15 protein-coding genes are annotated in these 16,940 nt (G+C 51.9%); 5 read left to right on the top strand and 10 right to left on the bottom strand.

Annotated features, from left to right (window positions below):
• Positions 1-146: 146 nt before the first annotated feature.
• On the bottom strand, positions 147-1,439 hold the full coding sequence (locus tag B5F27_RS13920; RefSeq protein ID WP_087368712.1) for a galactokinase family protein: 1,293 nt from the start codon (positions 1,437-1,439) through the stop codon (positions 147-149).
• Between the two features lie 297 nt (positions 1,440-1,736).
• On the opposite strand from B5F27_RS13920, the gene B5F27_RS13915 reads away from it, so the two are divergent.
• Together B5F27_RS13915 and rlmD are read left to right on the top strand one after the other, a co-directional pair.
• A complete protein-coding gene (locus tag B5F27_RS13915) occupies positions 1,737-2,603 on the top strand; it encodes an AraC family transcriptional regulator (RefSeq protein ID WP_087245867.1) in 867 nt (288 codons plus the stop codon).
• A 27-nt stretch (positions 2,604-2,630) separates the two neighbouring features.
• Positions 2,631-4,274, top strand: a complete 1,644-nt coding sequence (gene rlmD / locus B5F27_RS13910) for a 23S rRNA (uracil(1939)-C(5))-methyltransferase RlmD (protein ID WP_087368710.1) — start codon at positions 2,631-2,633, stop codon at positions 4,272-4,274.
• A 94-nt stretch (positions 4,275-4,368) separates the two neighbouring features.
• Here the strand turns inward: rlmD and B5F27_RS13905 are convergent, their stop codons facing one another.
• From B5F27_RS13905 to B5F27_RS13875, 7 genes are all read right to left on the bottom strand, one after another.
• Entirely contained in the window at positions 4,369-4,860 is a 492-nt protein-coding gene (locus tag B5F27_RS13905; RefSeq protein WP_144066537.1) for a hypothetical protein, read from the bottom strand.
• Entirely contained in the window at positions 4,857-5,528 is a 672-nt protein-coding gene (locus B5F27_RS13900) for a hypothetical protein (RefSeq protein ID WP_087368706.1), read from the bottom strand. Before B5F27_RS13900 ends, B5F27_RS13905 begins: the two co-directional genes overlap by 4 nt.
• A 13-nt stretch (positions 5,529-5,541) precedes the next feature.
• Positions 5,542-7,011, bottom strand: coding sequence for a restriction endonuclease subunit S (locus B5F27_RS13895; protein ID WP_087368704.1), 1,470 nt, complete (start codon positions 7,009-7,011; stop codon positions 5,542-5,544).
• On the bottom strand, positions 7,008-8,483 hold the full coding sequence (locus B5F27_RS13890) for a class I SAM-dependent DNA methyltransferase (protein WP_087368702.1): 1,476 nt from the start codon (positions 8,481-8,483) through the stop codon (positions 7,008-7,010). The genes B5F27_RS13895 and B5F27_RS13890 overlap by 4 nt, the downstream gene beginning before the upstream one ends.
• Positions 8,484-8,507: 24 nt before the next feature.
• Positions 8,508-9,023 (bottom strand): hypothetical protein, encoded by a 516-nt coding sequence (locus B5F27_RS13885; protein WP_087368700.1) that lies wholly within the window; start codon positions 9,021-9,023, stop codon positions 8,508-8,510.
• Between the two features lies 1 nt (position 9,024).
• Positions 9,025-11,364, bottom strand: coding sequence for a DEAD/DEAH box helicase family protein (locus tag B5F27_RS13880; RefSeq protein WP_087368698.1), 2,340 nt, complete (start codon positions 11,362-11,364; stop codon positions 9,025-9,027).
• Positions 11,365-11,536: 172 nt separating this feature from the next.
• Positions 11,537-12,049, bottom strand: a complete 513-nt coding sequence (locus B5F27_RS13875) for an SLOG family protein (RefSeq protein ID WP_087368696.1) — start codon at positions 12,047-12,049, stop codon at positions 11,537-11,539.
• Between the two features lie 91 nt (positions 12,050-12,140).
• Between B5F27_RS13875 and B5F27_RS13870 the strand changes: the two genes are divergently transcribed.
• The gene (locus B5F27_RS13870) at positions 12,141-12,347 is read left to right on the top strand and encodes a helix-turn-helix transcriptional regulator (protein ID WP_087368694.1); all 207 of its coding nucleotides are present in this window, start codon (positions 12,141-12,143) and stop codon (positions 12,345-12,347) included.
• Between the two features lie 413 nt (positions 12,348-12,760).
• Here B5F27_RS13870 and B5F27_RS13865 read toward each other — a convergent pair whose 3' ends face one another.
• Positions 12,761-13,660: a hypothetical protein gene (locus B5F27_RS13865; protein WP_087368693.1), complete on the bottom strand. Its 900-nt coding sequence runs from the start codon at positions 13,658-13,660 to the stop codon at positions 12,761-12,763.
• A 43-nt stretch (positions 13,661-13,703) separates the two neighbouring features.
• The gene (locus tag B5F27_RS13860; RefSeq protein WP_087368691.1) at positions 13,704-14,540 is read right to left on the bottom strand and encodes a hypothetical protein; all 837 of its coding nucleotides are present in this window, start codon (positions 14,538-14,540) and stop codon (positions 13,704-13,706) included.
• A gap of 354 nt (positions 14,541-14,894) precedes the next feature.
• Here B5F27_RS13860 and B5F27_RS13855 point away from each other — a divergent pair, with 354 nt between their 5' ends.
• Both B5F27_RS13855 and B5F27_RS13850 read left to right on the top strand, forming a co-directional pair.
• Complete coding sequence (locus B5F27_RS13855) at positions 14,895-15,497, top strand: CHC2 zinc finger domain-containing protein (RefSeq protein ID WP_087368689.1); 603 nt, start codon at positions 14,895-14,897, stop codon at positions 15,495-15,497.
• On the top strand, positions 15,494-16,837 hold the full coding sequence (locus B5F27_RS13850) for a phage/plasmid primase, P4 family (protein WP_087368687.1): 1,344 nt from the start codon (positions 15,494-15,496) through the stop codon (positions 16,835-16,837). The genes B5F27_RS13855 and B5F27_RS13850 overlap by 4 nt, the downstream gene beginning before the upstream one ends.
• Positions 16,838-16,940: the final 103 nt, after the last annotated feature.

Here is a 16,940-nt window from a genome sequence, read left to right as displayed (position 1 = left end):
AGACTGGCCTGGCTCCGCTCTCGCTTCGCCAGGCCAGTCTTTGATTCGCTTGTTCTACCCCTTGCAGGCCTCTTTTTTGTACTGTCCGCACAATATGGGGCGGTTCACCGAAACGCAGGGCTCGCCTTCTTTATAAATAGAATATCTCAGAGCACACGGCCCGCACCCTGTTCCCGCAGGGTGAGCAGATGGCAGCTGCCCGGGCCAAAAACGCCCTCCATGGCTGCACAATAGCGCTCCAGGCACTCTCTGGGCACAAAGGCTTGAATGGTGCCGGCAAAGCCGCCTCCCTGCATCCGCCACGCCCCGCCGGTTCCTTCCAGCAGATGCTGACTCAGGGCCAGGGCCACCGACAGCTCCTGCCGGGCGGGCGTGGAAGCACAATAGACGTTCTGACAAAGGGCAAATGAGGCATGGCCGCTCTCCCCCACCAAATGCAGAAAGCGGCCGAACTGCCCGGCCCGCAGGGCGCAGTCCTCGGCCAGGGTGCGGGCGTTTTCCTCAAAGAAATGCATCGCCCGCAGGCAGGCCCGGTCTCCGCAGGCTGCCCGCACCTCGGGCAGCCGGGCCCAAAATTCCGCTTCCCGCACTTCGCCCAGCACGTTGCAGCCAAAGCAGGCAGCCACTGCTTCCATCTCATGGCGGATGGCGGCAAATTCCGCGGTCAATTCGCTGTGACTGCCCCGGGTATCGGTGACACAGAGCACCATTCCATCCGGCATCTGGCCCTTGGCCCGCAGTTTCTCCACCCGGGGCGACGCGGGATCTTCAAAGTCCGCAAAGATGACGCCGCCCAGAGCGCTGGCCAGCTGGTCCAGCATCCCGCTGGGTTTGCCGAAATAGATATTCTCCGCATACTGTCCCAGCCGTGCCACCTGAATGGGGGTCAGGCCGCAGCCAAATTCCTCGTTCATCATGGCGCCCATCGCCATTTCAAAGGCCGCCGAGCTGGATAGTCCCGAGCCTCGCAGCACATCGCTGGTGGTGTAGGCGTCGTAGCCGCCCACCTGCTTTCCCTGGGTGCGGAACCCTTCCGCCAGGCCGCGGATCAGGCTGGCCGAATGGGTGGACTCCGACGCCTGGGGATTGGGCTCATCCAGATCCACCACGTCCAGCTTGTTGAAGCCCCAGGACTTGACCCGGATATAGTTGTCCTCGTTCCGGGCCACCACCCCAACCAGGTCCAGGTTCACCGCCGCCGCCAGGCCATAGCCGTGCTGATGGTCGGTGTGGTTGCCTCCCAGCTCAGCCCGGCCGGGCGCCGTGTACAAATGCACCTGCCGTCCCGGGCCAAAATAGCGCTCAAAGTCCGTCAGCGCCGCGCACCAGCGCGCTCGCTGCCGGGCCAGTACCGCCTCCGACGAACCATACAAGGTCCGCAGAAGATCGTCCCACACGCCCGCCGCTATTTCCTGCCGCCTCTGTGCGCTTGTCGCCATATGTACCCCCTATCTACGCATCTCACCGTGAAGGCCCGGACGAAAAGCCAGGCCGCAGACCGACTACTTGGATGCAGTGCCTGGCCCAAACAAAAACAACCGGGCCAGGCCCCGGGATCTTGCCTCTATTGTAGCTTACATGGCGGACATTTGCAATTTTATCCGATATCGGGGACATATTTTCGGCGTCAGGTCCAAAGATTCAGATGTACTTTTGTTGAATTTGCGCTGTCATCTATGGTATACTGGTATCACAACCCATCGGTGCGGTCGTTCCGCCCAAAAAGGAGGCTCCCTATGCCGGAAGTTTACAAGCAGTCGTTTAAACAAAATTATACCAACAACGTGGATCTTTCCGTCTTTAACTGCGGCTTGGAGCGCTGTGCACCGGGCCATACCTGGGGGCCCGGCATCCGGGACCATTACCTGATCCACCTGATTCTGGCGGGCAAGGGGACCTTCCAGACCGGCGGAAAAACCTGGGAACTCAGCCCCGGCGACATGTTTTTTGTCCAGCCCAACCAGCTGAACACCTATACCGCCGACATCCAGCAGCCCTGGGAATACTGCTGGGTGGGCTTCAACGGCATCAGCGCTCACAAGCTGGCCGCGCTGCTGCCCTTCTCGGACGAGCAGCCGGTGCACCATACCCAGCACCCGGAGGAAATGTACAACGCGCTGGACAATATCTTCCGGGCCCGCGGGATGCGGGTGCAGGACGAGACGGCCATGGTGGGCTATCTGTACCTTTTCATCGCCGCCCTGATGGAGGAAACCAGCGAGCGAAAGCCCCACAACACCAATTCCTCCAGCCAGTATGTCCTGAATGCCATTAAGTACATCCAGTTCAACTATTCCCACGATATTTCCATCGACGACGTAGCCAAGAGCGTGGGTGTTTCCCGCAGCCATCTCTACCGCGTCTTTATGAGCAACGTGGGCAAAAGCCCTATCGACTACCTGACCGAATACCGCATCAACGAGGCCTGCAAGCTGCTGCGGGCAGGCACCTTGTCCATCGCCGAAGTGGCTATTTCGGTGGGATTTTTCGATCAGTTCTATTTCTCGCGGGTGTTCAAGCGGGCCAAAGGCGTGCCGCCCAGCAAGTATCTGGCCGCCCAGCAGGCAGAGGCCCAGTCCTCTGAGACCACCGACCCCGAATAACCGCGTCCAGCCGCCCTAGGAGGAACCATGCCTTTACAGAAAAATCAAATCATCACACTGTCCATCGAGCGTCTGTCCGGCGACGGCAGCGGCGTCGGCCATTGGGAGGGCGAAGCGGTTTTCGTGCCGGGTACCGCTCCCGGCGATGTCATCCGCGCACGAATCGTTAAAGACTGCAAACGGTATGCCTTCGGCATTGTGGAGAGCATCGAAACCGCCTCTCCCGACCGCATCCCGGTGGACTGCCCTGTGGCAGGGCCCTGCGGCGGGTGCAGCCTGCGGCACCTGAGTTATCAGGCGGAACTCAAGGCCAAGGAGGCCTCGGTAGCGGATGCGTTCCGCCGGATTGGCGGGCTGGATGTCCCCATCCAGCCCATTCTCCCCTCTCCCGAAGTGGACCGTTACCGCAACAAGGTACAGTATCCGGTAGGCCGCGACAAAAATGGTCATCTGTGCATCGGCTTCTATGCCGGACGCAGTCACCGCATCGTTCCCTGTGAGGACTGCAAACTGCAGCCTTCTGTCCTCAACGAAATCGGCCGCACCCTGTGCAGCCTGCTGGAACAGTACGGCATCCAGCCCTACGATGAAGAAACCGGCAAAGGCCTGGTCCGCCACATCTTCCTGCGGCGCGGCGCCCACAGCGGCCAGATCATGGTTTGCCTGGTCTGCACCCGGCCCAAACTGCCCCACGCCGACGAGATGGTGGAACGGCTTTGCAGCCAATTTGCAGATATCGCCACAATTCTCATCAACGTCAACCGCGAAAAGACCAATGTAATCCTCGGCCTTGAGAATCACGTTTTGTATGGGCCGGGCTACATTGAGGACACTTTGTGTCAGGTCCCGGTTCAGCTGGGGCCCCTTTCCTTCTATCAGGTCAATACCCCCGGCGCCGAGCAGCTCTACGCTGTGGCTGCCGCCTATGCCTCCCCCACCCAGGAGGATCTGCTTCTGGATCTCTACTGCGGCATGGGCACCATCGGCCTGTCCATGGCTGACCGCTGTCAGGAGCTGATCGGCGTTGAAATCATTCCCGAAGCCATCGAGAGTGCCAAAACCAACGCCGCCCGCATGGGTGCCGCCATTGCCGCCAAGAGCCGCTTTTTCTGCGGCGACGCCGGTGAAGCGGCCAGCCGCCTGGCCGCCGAAGGCCTGGCCCCTGACATCATTGTGGTGGATCCGCCCCGCAAAGGCTGCGACCAGGCCACCCTGTCGGCCATTGTCCAGATGTCTCCCCGGCGTCTGGTTTATGTGAGCTGCAACCCCGCTACCGCCGCCCGTGACGCCGCCATTCTGGCTGAGTCCGGCTACCAGGTGGAAAAAGTGCAGCCGGTGGATATGTTTCCCAGGACCGGACACGTCGAGGCGGTGATCTTATTGTCCAAACTTCATTCCAAGCACCACATCGATGTTGAAATCCAGATGGATGAGCTGGATTTGACTGCTGCGGAGAGCAAAGCCACCTACCAGGAGATCAAGGACTATGTCAAGGAGCAGACCGGCCTGAACGTCACTCCCCTCTACATCGCCCAGGTCAAGCAGAAATGCGGGATCATTGAGCGGGAGTGCTACAACAAGGCCAAGTCGGAGAATTCCAAGCAGCCCCAGTGCCCACCCGAAAAGGAAAAGGCTATTCGGGAGGCGCTGAAGCATTTTCAGATGATCTGATCACTTCCCTATTATATCCTATTATATAATGAAAAAGCCGCACGCTCTCCGGGATAGCCCCGGTGGGTGTGCGGCTTCATTTATTATACAAGATTTACTCTTTTTCTTTGGGCTGTTTCTCAACCGCTTTTTTTAGTTCATCAACTTTATTTTCGAGCGAAAAATATTTAAATGCGGTGAAAACCGTTTCACTTATTGATAAAATACTTACCGAACCAATTATCCATCTTAAAAAAGCTGTCAATTGATTTTCAATTCCCAAGTAATAAACAACTGCTGTACAAGCTATCAATTGAATGCCTGGAATGACCATCAAAATTATCATTAAAATCCTTGATGTTTTTGCAAGCTTTGCATTCTCTTTATAATACTCACTAGTTTTTCTCTGTTCTTTCTGTAGTTGATTTACCTCTTTTTGAAGATCATTGACTTGAACAATACAATCTCGTACCATGCCAGTTATTGTTACATCAAATGCTCCTGTTTGAGAATTTGTATCGCTAGTTGCCGAAAAATAACTTTTGTCATTAGGAAATGAACTTGTGGAGCTATAATGGTCCGACTCGTTTTTAACAATGGACATCATATCAGCTCCTTTAAATATCCCGTTTTAACAACTTCTTGAACTTTTGATAGAATTTCAAGGATCGAATCCTTAGAAACAACTCTTTTTTGATCAGGAACATTATTTACATCAAATTGGATCATAACTCCTTTAGCAATTTTTTTATCAATTTGGATTTCTCCAGCTTGAATCAGCCTGATATTATTATATACAACACCTTTTTCTAGTGTTTGACGATTAATTCTATAATTAATCTCGACACAGTCATTTGTGTAGGGCTCAATTAAATATTTGTCAAATATAGCCTTAATATTGCTATCTTCCTCATGAAATAATGTAACCACCATTCCGACTCTATTCAGTGTAATCTCCTCTAAAATTGTATTATAATAGCTTTCAATATTTGATTTATATTCCTCAAACAATTGCAACGGTGTTTCTTGCCTATAGTAGAACGGCGAAATAGTAAGGTCTACTCTACTTCTTGAAATATTTAAAGCATATACATTATTAGTAGAAGTCACTTGGGCCACTGGTATTTCTGGTGGAGCATTCATAGGAAGATTTATAATATTGGGTATGGCGTCAAAAACGTTATTCATTTTTGTGTTGATTTTATTCATTAACAAATCCGGTCTTGGTATTAAATTGTTGGCAAACATTGCCATCTGGATAGATACTAATTTCATTTTATCCTCCTTTTTATTTCAACCTCTCACACAGCGGCAGCAGTTCCTCCAGCCGGGCCACAATGCGCTTTTGTTCGGCAAGGGGCGGGAGAGGTAAAATCATCTTTGAAAGTGTTTTTCCGTTGCAGTTTGGTTGTGCTGTTGCAATCGTACCATTTTTCAGTTGATCCCAGTACAAGGGACTTTCCATAAAGCATTTCAGGTACTCCGGCACTAAAGAGCTGCTATACCTTGTACGGATTAAGTAACCTGCATAAATTGCTTCTTCTGAAACCTCCCTAACCAAATAGGACTTGCCGACTGTTCCACCAGTTCTTGCAAAAAGAATATCATTCTTTTTTAAGAGATATTTCGGAATTTCATTTTCTTCAATCTGGCAAAATGGGACAGACCCCCACAAGACTTTGCCGTCTTGGATATCGCTAATTCTAACCATTTTAATTCGTCCGGAATTTTGCGCAGGGGCATTAAATCCATATTGAATGGACTCCGACAAGTCGCCCCATCTTACCCACATCCACCCATCGGGAATCTCAAAGGGCTTTTCGTCCTCGGCGATTTCAGGCAGGGGCTTTTCTTTCTTGAGTTTGCCCTCTTTAATAAGGCGTTGCTTCTCTGCCTGAATCTGGGCATAAAGTTCCTGGGCGGTGCCTTCTTCCGGGCGCTGCTCCACCAGCTTGCCCTGGATGGCCTGCTGGAGAATGGACTTCTTCATGTCTTCGGGGAAACGGTGGTTGAAGTCTTCCATCTTGGTCCATGCCTGTTCGTAGCGATCCACCAAGGGCAGGAGTTCTTCGATTTTGGCGACAATACGATTTTGTTCAGAGAGAGGCGGAAGTGGAAACACACAGTGAGACAGATAATCTTTGTGAATTCTCTGCTGACCAGCAGTCCCCGTAAAAGACTTTATTCCATTTTCAATGAAATACGCACTTTTGAAAAACCACAGTAAATATTTCCTTGATAAGGTATTTTGTATTACACGAACAATAGATAATTCCGTTGTTCCTGCGCCAAAATTGTTTTCCAGTTCCGTGAAAATTGCGGATTTCCGATTTTGAAAGCAAGGAGTGATTTTTGCAATTCCAATATCTCCCACTGCAAAATGCGTAAATCCTTTTTTTATTTCTCCCCAAGAGCGAATTTCATAGGTATAACTAGAACGGTATCCATCGGACAGTAAAGTCATAGGAATGAAAGACGTTTTTAGGTTATCATCCAAGTCATTCTTGGGGTTTAATATCGTTATTTCTTTGATTCTTACCCACATCCACCCCTCGGGAATTTCAAAGGGCTTCTCGTCCTCGGTGATTTCGGGCAGGGGCTTCTCTTTTTTGAGTTTGCCTTCTTTAATGAGCCGCTGTTTCTCGGCCTGGATCTGTGCATAAAGCTCCTGGGCAGTTCCCTCCTCCGGGCGCTGGTCTACCAGTTTGCCTTGAATGGCAAGCTGCAAAATGCTGTTTTTGAGTTCCTGCGGGGTCATTCGGCGTTTCCTCCCAGTTTGGCGGTGATCTCAGCCAGAACGCGGTCAATCTCGGCGTTCAGCGATGCCCGCTGCTCCTCATAGCGGTGAATCAGGTCCAGCGGGGCCAGGATTTCTTCTTCCTCGTGGGGGTAGCCGCACTGATCCAGGTTATAGCCCAGATCTTCCGCCAGCTGCCGGGCTGTGAACTGTTTGGCCTTGTCGAAACCATCCACCGTCAGCTCCTGACGGTTGTCCCACCACTCCACCACGGGGTCAAAGTGCTCCAGCTTCATGGGCTTGGTCTTGCTGAAATGCTTATAGCCTTCCGGCATATCCAGCCGATAGAACCAGGTGGACTGGGTGGGGCCGGTGTTATCAAAGAAAAGAATGTTGGTGGTGATGGAGGTATAGGGCGAAAAGACGCTGCCCGGCATCCGAACGATGGTGTGGAGGTTGAACTCACTGAGCAGCTTCTTTTTGATGTTCAGTTTGGCGTTGTCGGTGCCGAACAAAAAGCCGTCGGGCAGAATTACCGCGGCCCGCCCGCCGGGCTTGAGCCGGTACATAATGACCGACATGAACAGGTCAGCGGTTTCGCTGCTGGCCAGATCAGACGGAAAGTGGTTTTTCACGTCTGCTTTCTCACTGCCGCCGTAAGGCGGATTCATCAGAATGACATCAAAGCTGTCGGCGGCGGTATAGTCCAGCACGTCATGCAGCAGGGTGTTATCATGATAGACCCGCGGGTTATCCAGATTGTGCAGCAGCAGATTGGTAATGCAGAGCATATAGGGGAACTGCTTTTTCTCGATGCCATAGATGGAATTGCTGAAGGCTGCCTCGTCTTCGGTGGTCTTAACCTGCTTGCGCAGCTCCTTCAGCCAGCTGATCAGAAAGCCGCCGGTGCCGCAGGCAAAGTCGGCCATCTGCTCCCCCACCTGGGGCCGGATCATCTGGGCCATAAAGTCGGTGACGGCCCGGGGCGTATAGAATTCGCCGGCCGAACCTGCACTTTGCAGCTCTTTCAGAATGGTTTCGTAGATCTCGCCGAAGGCGTGGCTTTCCTCATAGTCATCCAGTTGGAGGTCATCGATGGTATTAACGACCTGCCGCAGCAGGACGCCGTCTTTCATGTAGTTGTTGGCGTCAGCAAAGGTGGTCTGGACAATGGCCTTACGGATGGGGGTATCGGCATTCACCGGAAGATTCTTCAAAGTCGGGAACAAGGTGTTGTTGACGAAGTCCAGGAGTTTGTCTCCAGTCATCTCCTTGCCGTCTTTTCTGGCAGCCCAGTTTTCCCAGCGGCAGGGCTCCGGGATGATGGACTGATAGTTTTCATCCTCCCATTCCCAGTCTGCCTCTTTGGTGGCATATACCTTCAAAAACAGCAGCCAGGTGATCTGCTCGATGCGCTGGGCGTCGCCGTTGATGCCGGCGTCGTTGCGCATAATATCCCGCAGCCGTTTGACAAATCCAGATAAGTTGCTCATGTTGATTTTAATACCTTTCTGTAGTTAATTCCCGTAGTTTTCAATCATATCCGCAGCTCGCTGCCTTGTAAATTCCCACGTTTTAGGAATGCTGTCTGTAGTGCCACTCCCTACGGCACGAGGACTCCAAGTATGATTTTCATATAAGATGGTACCTCCACGCCCTCCGGCGGAAGAGTTCATCTTCTGCGCAATCTCAGCAGGGGTGGCCAGATACATCCGTGGCATCTCATTGTCATTTGTCCCCTGGAACTGAACCAGGCAAAAAATGATTTCCTTTTTGTCATTAGCCTCTTGCCATGCCTGGATGGCCTGATGGTAGTCGCAGCCTTTTTTGTATCCTTGAGTCAATCCCCAGCTGCCATCACGGCTACCCTTTACCGATATTTTCAGCGTTTTACCGCCTGATTCGACAATCAAATCATACCCGGGCTGATTTGCTCCATATTGAACGGAAACATAAAATGCATATCTGGCAAACTGTGCTGCGGCGAAGGCCTCTGCCGAAACGCCAACATGCCACGATGTCAATTCTTCCATTTTATACTACCTCGCTGGTATAAATTTCATTTTCCAGTTCCTTGACGGCCTTCAAATAACCATCTTTCCCGCCAAAATAGCTGGCGATCTTGGCCGGCCTGCCCATTTTGACAAACGGGTCCAGCTTCAGCACTTCTGTCTTTTCGATCTCGTAGATGCCGGTGTTCATGTATTTGTCTAGCAGTGCCTCCAGGACTTCCCTGGCTGCTCCACTGTACTTGCTCAGGAAGTCCCTCTTCTTGACGTTGTTGGCCCGTTCCCGTCGGGTTAGAGGCTTCTTATCAAAGGCCACATGGCAGATGAAGTCAAAGTCATCCACATCGGCCATCCCCTGCTGTTCCTTCACCTGTTCCAGATCAATGCCGCGCTGGCGGAGCAGGTCTCGAATGGCTTCCTTTTTCTCTTCGGCGCTCCACTGCCGGATAAAGTTGTCCAGAGAAGCATATTTGCCCAGAATGTTTTCTTTGGTGTAGTCCACGATGCTTTCCTGCCGCAGAAGCTTGCCATCTGTGTCATAAATAGAGACCGTCTTCTGAATGATACGGACCTTGCAGCCCTTTTCGTCCACAATCGGCGTAGGCAGCTTTTCATGGGAGGCAGGAGTCGGAGGGTTTCCGTCCGGGATTTCTTTCGGGGGCAATTCTTTCCCTTTGGACGAGCCAAACTCCTCGTCGATCTCCAGAGGGCCGTCCCAATCCGGGTCGGCAAACAAGCGTGTGACGTTTCGGAAGTCCATCACTGCAAAGTGGGTCTTGCCCTCTTTTTCCCGCAGTCGCGTCCCCCGGCCGATGATCTGCTTGAATTCCGTCATCGAGCCGATCATCTCATCCAAAACAATCAGCTTGGTCATCTTGCAATCAGCACCGGTGGAGAGAAGCTTGGAGGTCGTGGCGATAACCGGATACTTTTGGGTCACCGAAGAAAACTGCTTGATCTTCCCTTTGCCGATTTCGTCACTGCCAGTGATCCGAACCACATAGTCAGGGTTCTTCTTCACCATATCCCGATTCAGCTGGGCCAGCATATCCCGCATTCGCAGGGCTGCATCCTCTGTAGCACAGAACACAATGGTTCGGGCCATCCGGTCTGTACTCTTGAGGTAACGGGTGATCTCCTGGGCTACTTCCCGGATACGATCCTCTATAATAATGTTGTAGTCATAGTCGCTGTTGGTATAGATGCGGTCTGGTATCTCGTTGCCATAGATATCCAGCTGGCCCTTTTGGGGACGCCATCCTTCTCCGATGTTGGTGGTGATATTGATGACCTTGAAGGGAGCGAGGAAGCCATCATCAATGCCCTCCTTCAGGCTGTAAGTGTAGACGGGCTCTCCGAAATAGCTCAGGTTGGAAATATACTTGGTTTCCTTGGGCGTGGCAGTCATGCCAATTTGAATGGCATCCGAGAAGTATTCCAGAACCCGCCGCCAGCGGCTTTCCTCCTTGGCTGATCCCCGGTGACACTCATCCACAATAATCAGGTCAAAGAAATCCGGCTGGAACAGCTCCCGGAAGTGCTCCTTGTCATCATCTCCCACCAGCTGCTGGTACAGAGAAAAATATACTTCGTAGGATGTGATGGTATTGGGGTTGTCGTTTTTGACATTGATTTTGTGAATGGTTTTCTGCAGCGGGGCAAAGTCCTGCTCAATGGACTGATCCACCAGCATATTGCGGTCTGCCAGGTAGAGAACTTTGTGGACGGTTTCACTCTTTAAGAGCCGGTAGACAATCTGGAACGCAGTGTAGGTCTTGCCGGTACCGGTAGCCATTACCAAAAGAAGCCGCTTCTGTCCCCTGGCGATGGCGTCAACCGTTCGGTTGATGGCAATGCGCTGGTAGTAACGTGGCGGATAGGTATTTTGGCTGGAGTAATAGGGCTGGTTCATGGCCGTTTCCTGTAAAGGAGTCAGCCCAGATTCCTTTTTGAAGCGCTCCGTCAGTTCTGCTTCGGTAGGAAATTCATCCAGTCCAAACTGCCGTTCGGCCCCGGTAAGAAAGTCATGCTCTGCAAAACCATCCCCATTGGAGCTGAAAGCAAATGGCAGGTCCAGCATTTTGGCATAGTTCATCGCCTGCTGCAGACCTTCTGATATCTGGTGATTGTTATCTTTGGCCTCGATCACAGCAATCGGATTGTTGGGGCTGAGGTAGAGCAGATAGTCAGCCCGCTTCCCCTTTTCACGAACGGCAAGGTTTCCTTTTAGGCTAATCTTGCCGTCTGTGACCTGGGTCTCCATCGTAATCTTTTGACGGTCCCACTTGGAAGTCACGGCAGGGGTTATGTATTGCAGCTTGATATCTTCTTCGGTCATATCTTTTTTCTGAAGAACCATGGTCATGAACCGGACCTCCTCGATTGATTTTTGAGAATCTGCTCTATACCTGGATATTGCTCAATAAGTTTATCAAATCTATTATACCAAAATAGGTATCATACAACAATATAGAAACAGGTGCTTTTATAGTAAGAGGCCAGTGAGAATTGCTCCCACTGGCCTCTAGTATACAGGGCTATCCCCTGTAGATTTCAGGATCAATCAAAACGACTTGCTTTCCAGTTCTCTGGGCATACCGAACTGTGAAAGCGGTTCCGCCACGGGGTTCACCATTGTACACTGCCAGAACTAAACCGGCATGGTCCACTAAGAAGCGATTACGCTCCATCATGCAGCTTTTACCATAGTCTCTGCTGACATAGATGATGGAATCTGCTTGATCCAAAATGGATCGGCAACAAAGTTGTGCGGGATAGGTCCATTGATCGGCCTGGGTTCTACAAGGCAGGATACAGTGCAGCTTCAGTTCAGGATGGGTTTCCCTCAGTTCAAGGACATCTAGGGCAGCCCAAGTATCTGTACCTTCTGCCATACCAGACAAAAAGTCGGTGTATCCATTTCGGGCCAGCAAGGCTATTTCCTGCTGAAGAGCTGCTTTTAAGTGCTTGCATCCGGCGTCTTCTTCGTTATATCCCCAGGGGAACTTCCTGGGTCTATGTCCTGTAAATGCACAGGCCAATCGTACCATCACCAAATCTCCCCTTTTGTATGGCCAAATAATGGCCATATTCTATGGCCATTATATCAGCCATAATAGAGAAAGTAAAGGGGATGATCTTATGATTTGCTACTCGCCCTTATGGAAAACAATGGCCGAAAAGCAAATGACAACCTATACCCTCCGCTTCAAATACGGCATGAGCCATGCTACCGTTCAGCGCTTGCAGGCTGACATGCCAGTCTCTACCCACACCTTGAATAAGCTCTGTGAGATTTTACAGTGTCGCCTGGAAGATGTGGCGGTATATATCCCAGATCAAAAATGACAGCTCTGTGTCCTGAATGCAGAGCTGTTTTTGGTTTTATAAAGATTCCAAAGATTTCTCTTTGGCTCCGGGAGTTTATGAGGGGGTGAGGTCCCCTCTTTGCAAGACCATCCTGTATCAAAACGGAGAGGATGGTCATCAAAGGGCATCCAGCCCTTTGAGCCGGAAGAATCCAAAGAAACCGCCCTGGGGTTTCGTGGCACACGACTTTGGTTACAAAGTCTAGTGTGTTATACCTTTGTGCAGCAGACGGCAGCTGAGTGGGGGTCTACCCTGCTTCCCTGGCACACAAGGTGCCCCAGTGGGGCAGCATAGGTGACAAAGAAAGGCTGACAGTTTGTGCCTAAAAGCACAGGCTGCCAGCCTTTTGCTGTCTGCGGAACAAAGGTATATAAAGCCCCGCCGCAGCGGCATCAGTCCCTTTCTTTCCGGTTTTTACAGATGTCGGATTGTTCTTTGCACCGGGCACTGCAAAAATCCATATTGTCCGGCTTACCCAGAAATACCTTCTGGCAGTGCTTGCACACCCGCAGCGGCTGTTCGTTGTCTACCAGCATGAAACTGAACATCATTTGGATACCCAGCAGCAGGGAGTGAAAATCCCAGTAAATGGTGGGCTTGTCCAGCAGTTCAATGTGGTAGCTGGGGGCAATGCCGCCGAATACAGCCATTGCTTTCTGGTATAACTCCCGTGTGTCTTGATCAATTAGATGGTAGTCCTGGTAATACAGGATGGAGGTGGTCAGAGTGAAAGCCCAGTCCTTAAACTGCTGGGCCACCCAGTCATAAGGCTCCGCATACTGCCGCTGAAAGCTCATGGTTTTTGCCATTGGCTCATCCATAAAGGTCATGGTCAAGGCAATCATCGTCCGATCCCCTGAAACTTTCCAGGAAGATTCTATTCCCTGCTTCACCAACTCCAGTTGGTCAAAGGGATAAAACAGCGCCAGATATCGGTCTGTACTCATAGATTCCTCTTTGATGAAATGGTTCTTGGGCAGATAAACAGCCTTGTAGTCCATGAAGGAAGGAGTGGTAGGCAGGGCGGTCATCAGCCCCAGCAAGCCATACTGAGTAACAAACTTCAGTACCGCCCGTTCCACTTCCGCCGCTGGTTTACGCCCCATCATCAGCATTCCCACATTGAGAGCATCCAGCACGATATCCGGCACCATGTTCAAAGGGTTATACACATCCGGCTTAGCGTCTTTGCCAGGTGTAATGTACCGCCGTCCATTCTTTCCTGTTTTCAGCTCGTAGCGATTGTACCGCACCCAATGAGAACGGGACCGCTCGAATAGATTTTTGATCATCGTATCTCTCCATTGAGTCGCCTCTGGTAACAGAAGCGGCTTTCTATTTTCTCCGGCTCGTTTTGTTTTCCCTTCGGATTACGGCATCTCTGCCCTGGTTTTTCTCAAGGGCCGAATATTCTTCTATGAATTGACGTTCCCGAAGTGTCAGCCCCATTCCCTGTTTTTGTTTTCCGCACAGATTGGCGTACATCTGACGCTGTAGATTTTTGTGGATGGTCTTTCTTACTTTTCGAATGTTGCGGTCAGATTGACCGCGCATCGCTGCAAGCTGGGTGGTGCTGCACAGCCGCAGGGAGAGAAAATATAGAACTTCCTTGTGGTCATCACTCAAGTTCTGAATCATCCAGGAGATAAAGGGATCAGCAGTCAGTTTGTGCATCTCATAGGGGCAGTCAAACAAGATGTCCAGAAAGTTCCCGGCCATGATCTGCCGGTATGTAGGGTGATTCATCCATCTGGGGATCAATTCGGGTTCAGATACAGTCTGGTAGTCCAGCGGCAGATCACCCCGCAGATTTTCGTAATCTCGTTCCCGCCGCTCCCGATTTCGGTCCAGCTTGTCCCACTCCCCTATCACCACCGAAAAATCTGCTTCTGTTCGGGCAGCCTCCTCTATACGCCGAACAGCTTCAGCCCGAATTTCCCGTTTAAGCCGCTTTTCACTGACTGGGGAGGCTTCTTCCTCCTCCGTCTCCAGCTCTGCTTCATAATTGAGAGGGTGTTCATCCTGTTCAAGGGCGCTTTCCAGTTCGGCCAGGCGTTCTGCCGCTGCATCCTGTTCCAATTCCTCGTTCAACGGATGGTCGTTGGATTCCTCATCCCACTCCATGTAGCTGCTTCCCCTATTTAGAAATTTCAGATCCGATAAATACGCCATAGCTCACCTCTTCATAAAAAAATTTTTGTGCGTGTTCCAAAATGGTTCCGATTTGCACCCCGAATTTCTCCTATTAGTGAAAGGGTAATTTTGAAGTGAAGGTTCGTCTCATGGAATTTATCATTATTATACAATGGAGGTGGGTAAAGTGCAAGAAGAAACGATTCTACGACATAATTCGACTTTTTTCAATTTCAGCAGGAGGTGTGTAACAAAACGTTACGCACCTGGAACGACCGACACAGCTCCAAACCCAGACACAAAAGGAGGTGTACCCCAAACCAGGGTACACCTCCTCTTTTTCCCGACACGATTTGATGAAGTACCGAAAGGTACTAGAATAGCGAGGTGCAAATGAATCTTTTTAAATTGGTCAAGGAATCCATCACGGTCAAACAGGCCGCAGCCCTGTACGGCCTGCCCATTACGTCCACCTGGATAACTCGCTGCCCTTTCCACGAGGACCATACCCCCAGCATGAAGCTGAACGACACCTATTATTACTGTTTCGGCTGCGGAGCCACCGGTGATGTCATCGACCTCACTGCCCGCCTGTTTGACCTCAGCAGTTTCCAGGCTGCCCGGAAGATAGCCCAGGACTTCGGATTCAGCCCGGACAAGCCTCCGTCCGGTGCAATCGCGCTGCCCAAACCGACCACTCTTTCTTCGGATGCCCAGCAGGAGGATATCGCCTACTGTATCCGGGTTCTCCACGACTATCGTGACCTGTTGATCCGGTGGCAGACAGAGTTCGTTCCCCTCTCCGCGGAGGAGCCGCTGGATGATCGCTTCGTGGAAGTCCTCCACATGCTGGCTTTCGTGGATGTCCTCATTGATTGTGTGACCTTCGGGCCGGCCTCCAAGAAGGCAGCCGCTGCCAAGCGCCTGCTGGATAGCCAGCTGCTGCCGATGGTGGAATCCCGCCTCAATACCCTGGATCGAAAGGAGGCTGCATGAAGAAAAACAACTACTGGCCCAGTTCCAAAGACCCGGTCTGGCTGGAAGAAGGCTTCCGGATCAATGAATCAGTTTTCTGTGAGTCCTTCATCCTTACCCACCAAATTGTTTTCTGCAACGGCTTTTTCTTTACCGAGGATGGCCGGGTGACGGACGAGATGCCTCTGCGGAGTACCATTTATGCAGAACTGCGGGACTACGCCAGCAATAACGTAGCCCGCAAAGTGGGCTGCATCCTGGACCTGCTGAAACTCTCCGCCCAGGTGGATGACTTCCCGCCAGTCACCAACTGCATCCACCTGGCCAACGGCACCCTGAATCTGAATGGTAGCTTTCAGGAGGGCAAACCCGAAGTGGTCCGCAACCGGCTGCCGGTCAAATATAACCCCAAAGCGGCCCAGCCCACTCACTGGCTGCGGTTCCTGTCTGACCTGCTCTACCCTGAAGACATTCCCACAGTCCAGGAATTTATCGGGTACTGCCTCATTCCCAGCAACAAGGGCCAGCGGATGATGGTTATCAAGGGCCGGGGCGGCGAAGGCAAATCCCAGATCGGCGTGGTGCTCTCCAAGCTGTTCGGTACCAATATGAAGGACGGCAGCATCGGCAAAATCTCTGAGAACCGCTTTGCCCGGGCCGACCTGGAACACATCCTGCTCTGCGTGGACGACGATATGCGGATGGAGGCCCTGCGGCAGACCAACTACGTCAAGTCCATTGTCACGGCCCAGGGCCAGATGGACCTGGAGCGGAAAGGCAAGCAGAGCTACCAGGGCTGGATGTATGCCCGGCTGCTGGCCTTTAGCAACGGAGACTTACAAGCCCTGTATGACCGAAGCGATGGCTTCTACCGGCGGCAGCTGGTGCTGACCACCAAGGACAAGCCCGCCGACCGGATAGATGACCCTGACATCGCCGAGAAGATGGCCGCCGAGGCCGAAGGGATTTTCCTCTGGGCCTTTGAAGGGTTGCAGCGCCTGGTTCGGAACAGCTTCAAGTTCACCGAGAGCGACCGAGCCCGGCAGAACCGGGAGCTGGTCAAGCGGGACAACAATAACTTCTTTGACTTCATGGAGGCCGAGGACTATATCCGGCTCAAGGCGGATGCCTGTGTCAGCTCCAAAGACCTCTACACCATTTATAAGATGTGGTGTGAGGAGAACAACCTGGTGGCCCTGAAAGCTCGGAGCTTCAGTGACGCCGTGATCGCCAACCTAAAGAAGTATAACCTGGAGCACACCAACAACATCCTCAACTCGGCAGGCCGCCGTGTATGGGGCTATCTGGGAATTGAAGCCCTGGTCCGGCCTGAGCCTGCTCCCCCATCTTGGGATCGGTAATTCTGTATATGGGGGAACCTGGCCTTTTCGCTATGTACGTATGTACAAGGTCGGTACAGACCCATTCGGCGAAAGGCTCCAGAGGGTGTAACCGTTTGTTACT

The sequence above is a fragment of the Faecalibacterium sp. An192 genome (genome assembly GCF_002160175.1).
GTDB lineage: Bacteria > Bacillota > Clostridia > Oscillospirales > Ruminococcaceae > Faecalibacterium.
Note: the sequence above shows the minus strand (reverse complement) of the source record. Positions and strands in the feature narration are given on the sequence as shown.

What these genes read in the sequence shown, in the direction of transcription:
- rlmD (WP_087368710.1), top strand. Translation starts at nt 2,631, where the DNA reads ATGCCTTTACAGAAAAATCAAATCATCACACTGTCCATCGAGCGTCTG.
- B5F27_RS13865 (WP_087368693.1), bottom strand. Translation starts at nt 13,660, where the DNA reads ATGATCAAAAATCTATTCGAGCGGTCCCGTTCTCATTGGGTGCGGTAC.
- B5F27_RS13880 (WP_087368698.1), bottom strand. Translation starts at nt 11,364, where the DNA reads ATGACCATGGTTCTTCAGAAAAAAGATATGACCGAAGAAGATATCAAG.
- B5F27_RS13905 (WP_144066537.1), bottom strand. Translation starts at nt 4,860, where the DNA reads ATGATGTCCATTGTTAAAAACGAGTCGGACCATTATAGCTCCACAAGT.
- B5F27_RS13870 (WP_087368694.1), top strand. Translation starts at nt 12,141, where the DNA reads ATGATTTGCTACTCGCCCTTATGGAAAACAATGGCCGAAAAGCAAATG.
- B5F27_RS13850 (WP_087368687.1), top strand. Translation starts at nt 15,494, where the DNA reads ATGAAGAAAAACAACTACTGGCCCAGTTCCAAAGACCCGGTCTGGCTG.
- B5F27_RS13885 (WP_087368700.1), bottom strand. Translation starts at nt 9,023, where the DNA reads ATGGAAGAATTGACATCGTGGCATGTTGGCGTTTCGGCAGAGGCCTTC.
- B5F27_RS13895 (WP_087368704.1), bottom strand. Translation starts at nt 7,011, where the DNA reads ATGACCCCGCAGGAACTCAAAAACAGCATTTTGCAGCTTGCCATTCAA.
- B5F27_RS13855 (WP_087368689.1), top strand. Translation starts at nt 14,895, where the DNA reads ATGAATCTTTTTAAATTGGTCAAGGAATCCATCACGGTCAAACAGGCC.
- B5F27_RS13890 (WP_087368702.1), bottom strand. Translation starts at nt 8,483, where the DNA reads ATGAGCAACTTATCTGGATTTGTCAAACGGCTGCGGGATATTATGCGC.
- B5F27_RS13900 (WP_087368706.1), bottom strand. Translation starts at nt 5,528, where the DNA reads ATGAAATTAGTATCTATCCAGATGGCAATGTTTGCCAACAATTTAATA.
- B5F27_RS13920 (WP_087368712.1), bottom strand. Translation starts at nt 1,439, where the DNA reads ATGGCGACAAGCGCACAGAGGCGGCAGGAAATAGCGGCGGGCGTGTGG.
- B5F27_RS13875 (WP_087368696.1), bottom strand. Translation starts at nt 12,049, where the DNA reads ATGGTACGATTGGCCTGTGCATTTACAGGACATAGACCCAGGAAGTTC.
- B5F27_RS13915 (WP_087245867.1), top strand. Translation starts at nt 1,737, where the DNA reads ATGCCGGAAGTTTACAAGCAGTCGTTTAAACAAAATTATACCAACAAC.
- B5F27_RS13860 (WP_087368691.1), bottom strand. Translation starts at nt 14,540, where the DNA reads ATGGCGTATTTATCGGATCTGAAATTTCTAAATAGGGGAAGCAGCTAC.